General features: G+C 71.4%; 1 protein-coding gene. It reads right to left on the bottom strand.

The window, feature by feature from the left end; genetic code table 11:
* Positions 1–5413, bottom strand: a 5413-nt coding sequence (locus tag B0E53_RS32675; RefSeq protein WP_146167864.1) for a WD40 repeat domain-containing protein, incomplete at its 3' end; no start/stop codon positions are given.
* Between the last annotated feature and the right edge of the window lie 37 nt (positions 5414–5450).

Here is a 5450-nt window from a genome sequence, read left to right as displayed (position 1 = left end):
ACACACAGTTCGTGTCGTAACCCCGCCCCCGCAAAACCGGATCGCCACCACGAACCGCATTCACCCCACCCAGCCACGGGAACCGGGCCGACACCTCATCCTCCGACAACTGACTCGGCAGCAGCACGTCACCACGTCCCGCCTCACCAGCCACATCCGCCGAAGAATCCGACCCGCTCGCGTCGGAATCGTTCCCCCCATCAACCGGCCCATCCGGCACGCCGGGCAACCCCACCGGCCCGCCGGCATCATCGGGCAGGGACCACAACCGCACCGTCCGGTCCCAGCCGGCGGAGACCACCACCCGCCGGCCCGACTCGCCCTGCCACAACGTCAACGCCAGCACCGCAGCGCTGTGGCCCTCCAACATCCGGATCAACGCACCGCTGGTCACGTCCCAGATCCGCACCCTCCCGTCCGAGCTGGCAGAGGCCACCCACCAGTCCGACCCCGCCCGCCACGACGCCACCGCCGTCACCGGGCCAGCGTGGCCCTCCAACGTCCGGAGCTCCACACCGGTGGCCCCGTCCCAGATCCGCACCGTCCCGTCCCTGCCGGCCGAGGCCAACCGCCAGTCCGACCCCGCCTGCCACGACGTCACCGCCGACACCGCGCCGGGGTGACCCCTCAACGTCCGGAGCTCCACACCGGTGACCGCGTCCCAGACCCGCACCGTCCCGTCCTCGCCAGCGGAGGCCAACCGCCAGTCCGACCCCGCCTGCCACGACGTCACCGCCGACACCCCGCCGGTGTGACCCCTCAACGTCCGGAGCTCGACACCTCTGGCCGCGTCCCAGACCCGCACCGTCCCGTCCCAGCCGGCCGAGGCCAACCGCCAGTCCGACCCCACCCGCCACGACGTCACCGCCCTCACCACGCCGGTGTGACCCTCCAACATCCGAAGCCCCACACCAACGACCGGGTCCCAGATCCGCACCGTCCCGTCCCAGCCACCGGAGGCCACCCACCGGCCCGCCGCCCCCTGCCACGACGTCACCGCCGTCACCGGGCCGACGTGGCCCTCAAACGTCCAGAGCCGCTCACCTCTGGCCGCGTCCCAGACCCGCACCGTCCCGTCCCCGCTGGCGGACGCCACCCACGGACCCGCCGCCCCCTGCCACGACGTCACCGCCCACACCACGCCGTCGTGGCCCTCCAACGTCCGCAGCTCCACAGCATCGGGCGCCTGTTCGAGGTGCCGGTCCAGCGCCACGGCCGCTGCCTCAACCTCGCCGAGCCGGACCCCCAGCCCCCCGAGCTCGGTCGCGGGCAACGATTCGACGTAGGCGTCCACGGTGCGGTGCATCCGCGCATGGCTGAGACCCTGCATCTCCTGGAGGTACCGGTCAGACAGTCCCTCCAGGACGGACCGCGCCGGACTATCGTCCCGACCGAAGGCGGTCAAACGCCGCAACACTCGGCCAGCGTCGTCCATACGCGTCGCGTGGCCGTCGACAAGAGCCCCCCACGACCGGATCAGATCCGCACGCACCGCGGCGACCCCACCGTCGGAAACGGACACCGCCTGCTCACCCGAACCGACCGCACCATCCCCAGCCTGCCCCGGCACCACCGCCGCCGGCCCCACCGGCAACGACGAGACCTGCTCCTCCAACCACTGCCGCGCCAACCCGAACGCGCTGACTGCGGAGAACAACTCCGCCCGCCACTGCTCGGACACCTCCGGCACCCGCCCCACCACATCCACCCGGGGCACCGGCGGCGACACCCCAAGGGCAGCCCGCAGCTCCGACACCCGCTCCACCGCGCCGTCCGCCGACCACAACAACGCCACGTCCTGACCATGATCCGCCAGGAACCGGTCGAAGTCCGCCACCCCCAGACCCCGCACAACAGACAGATCAACAATCCGCCGACCGTCTTCTCTCTGGGCCCCCTCCGGCAGGTGCTCGTCCGGGTCTTCAGGTCTGTCGATCACCACCGGCCGGCCCGGTGCCGTATAGAAGGCCCAGGCACCCAGATACACCGCCCGCAACACCCCGTAGACGGCCTCCGGCACCCCCTCCCCCGGTGTCACCACCGCGTTCCACACCCGATAGATCTCCTCCTCGACCCGGTCCGTCACCTCCCCGGCCACCCTGCGGTCCGTCGCCGCGAACGCCGCGTCCAACCGCCGGTTGCGCTCCTGGCCGGCCCACCTTTCCAGCCGCAGATCAGGCCGATCCGTCCCCACCGGGAGGGCACCCTCACCCGTCCACCCGCGCGTGAGCCCGACCAGCCGCTCACCCAACGCCACCAACTCGTCCACCCGCTCACCCATCCGACGCTGCCCGTCCACAGCCGCCGGATCACCCACCACGTCGGGAAGCGCCGCCCTCAGCTCCCCGGCCCAACCCACCCGCCCCGGAGCCGCCGCCGCGATCCCCTCCACCTCGGCCAACACACGGGTCCACCCCTCCGCCTCGACCAGATCCCGCGCCGCCCGAAGACCCCCACCCACCGGCCCGCCGCCGGCCAACTCACCCATCCGCACCGGCCACAGATCATCCTCAGCCGTATGCGTCAACACCACCGTCGACGTCCACCCACCGAACCCGTGCACCACCACATACACCGGCTCCCGCAACCCCGACCCCACCGGCGGCAACGCACCATTCAGGAAGGCGAACATCGACGGCACGACCGCCTTCGGGTCGCCCGGACGCTGCCCCGGCACACCCACCACCACCACCCGCGCACCATCCGGCACCCACCCCGGCCCCACATCCGGCACCCTCGCCAGACTCTCCCCCAGACCCGCCTCCAGAATCTCCTCCGCGAGCAACTCCGCCTGCCGCAACTGCGTCACCCGCAAACCACGCTCCGACGGCACGCTCGGAAGGAACACCCAATCCCGGAAATACGAGAACGCCGGCTGCCGCCACCGCGCCCAATCCCGATCAAAAGACAGGAGGTACGGCCCATGGTCGACGGGCAATCCATCCAGCCTCCGACGGGCCCGATAAGCAAGATCAGCTCTCTCGTTGATCGGATGCGCCTGGACCTCCCACGACAACGCCGGGAACGTCTCCCGACCCGAGAAATCGACAATGTCCACACCGTCCGGAACCACCCCCGCGCCCACGTCCGCCACATGCCGCCCGAGGACCGCCACCGCCCCCGACTCGTCACGCGCTGCCCGCAACGCCGCTACCTCGACCAACGTCCGCGGCTGCACCACAGGAACAACAGACGGGTCAGCACCGTACGGCGACAACTCGATCACCGCCGCCTCCGGCACCCTCACCCCCAACTCACCATTGAGTAACCGCCCCACCAGACCCAACACGTCCTCATGCCCACGGTCCTCGAACGCCAACACCACCCGCCAGACCGCATCACCCGCAGGCCGATCCTGCCCCGTCCTCGCCGCCCACGCCTCGGCGTCCGTCACCGCCTGCTCCCGCGCCACCGCAGCGAGACGCTCCACACCAATCCCGGCCCTCACGCCCTCCGGATACACCACCACCGACCCACGACCCGGCACTGTCCGGAACCGTTCCCCCGACACCAGCGGCAACCCCGCCAGCCCGGTGGCACTGTCCGACAGGGACCACAACCGCACCGCCCGGTTCTGGCCGACGGCCAACAGCCACCGGCCCGGCCCCTCCGGCAACAACGTCAACGCACTGACGCCGTCGTGACCCTCCAACGTCCCGAGCAGCACACCGCGGTCCACGTCCCAGACCCGCACCATCCCGGCCACGTCGGCAGCAGCCAACAGCCGCCAGCCAGACTCGTCCTGCCACGACGCCAACACCCGCACCAAGCCGTCGTGGCCCTCCAACGTCTGGAGCACCACACCGCGATCCACGTCCCAGATCCGCACCGCCCCGTCCGAGCCGCCGGCGGCCACCCGCCGGCCCGCCCCCTCCTGCCACGACGTCAACGCCACCACCACGCCGGTGTGGCCGGTCAACCTCTGGCGCACCACACCGCGGTCCACGTCCCAGACCCGCACCGCCCCGACCCCGCTGGCGGAGGCCAGCCCTCCACCAAACTCGTCCGGCCACGACGTCAACGCCATCGGTCCGGGGTCGCCGGTCAACCTCTGGAGCTCCACACCGCGGTCCACGTCCCAGACCAGCACCGTCCCGTCCCTGCCGGCCGAGGCCAACCGCCGGCCCGCCCCCGCCTGCCACGACGTCAACGCCACCACCACGCCGGTGTGGCCGGTCAACCTCTGGCGCACCACACCGCGGTCCACGTCCCAGACCCGCACCACCCCGTCCCTGCCAGCGGAAGCCATCAACTGCTGGCCCGACCTGCCCTGCCACGACGTCAACACCCTGTGGTGGCGGCCCGCCAACGTCTGGAGCACCACATCACGGTCCACGTCCCAGATCCGCACCGCCCCGACCCCGTCCACGGAGGCCACCCGCGAGCCCGACTCCGCCTGCCACGACGCCACCGCCGCCGCGTCGTAGGGGTGGACCAGCGGACCCCGCGTATCCGAAACGGCCCACAGTCGGGCGACGGGAAGGTCCAGTGCGACGGTCCGGTCATACCAGGGTGCGACCCCGCCGTTCTCGTGCCGTCCGGACCCGGCCGGGGCCACGGTGACATTGACGGAGAACGCCTCGGACAGCAGATGCGGCAGCGCCCCCGTGAGACGGGGAACCGACGTCCCCCGCGCATCCAGGGCCTGCCGCACCAACACCCTGTCGTCCGGGGACAGACCGGCCCTTCCCTCGTCGAGAACATCGGTCCTGTCAACCAAGTCGTCGAACGAGTCGCGCAGATGGTCGCGGACGGCGTCCGGCGTCCGCTCCCCCAGCGACAACACCGCAACCCCAGCCCCCACCCTGTCGAGGAACTGCGCGAACAACCGATCCCACACGTCCGACCGCAGCAGCCCAGCCGGCAGGGACGGCAACGGCACAGAATCCGAAACGGACTCCGACGGGGGCCGGGCACCCCCATCCATCCAGGTCAGATCCTCTTCTTCCGGGACGATCTCCTCGGTGACTTCGTCGAGCACGACCTCGACGGGCGATCCCGAGCCGACCGCCGGTGTCGTCATATCGAGTCCGGCCAGCGGGTCGTCCCACCACGTAAAAGCCGAAGGGTCCGGCTCGACCGGCGAGGGCGACGTCGACGTGGTCCGCGCCGCCCCGTCCATCCCGGCCAGATCCTCTTCTTCCGGGACGATCTCCTCGGTGACTTCGTCGAGCACGACCTCGACGGGCGATCCCGAGCCGACCGCCGGTGTCGTCATATCGAGTCCGGCCAGCGGGTCGTCCCACCACGTAAAAGCCGAAGGGTCCGGCTCGACCGGCGAGGGCGACGTCGACGTGGTCCGCGCCGCCCCGTCCATCCCGGCCAGATCCGCTTCTTCCGGGACGGCGGTGGTCGGGTCGTCCGCCACCCCCACCGGCGGACGCGGGACACCCACACCATCGGTGGTCGCCACGAACCGCAACCGACCAGGCTCCACCGGCCCCCGAGCC

Source organism: Micromonospora sp. MH33, from assembly GCF_003013775.1.
GTDB classification, from domain to species: Bacteria; Actinomycetota; Actinomycetes; order Mycobacteriales; family Micromonosporaceae; genus Micromonospora; species Micromonospora fulviviridis.
The sequence above is the reverse complement of the archived record's forward strand: the minus strand, read 5'-3'. Positions and strand labels throughout refer to the sequence as shown.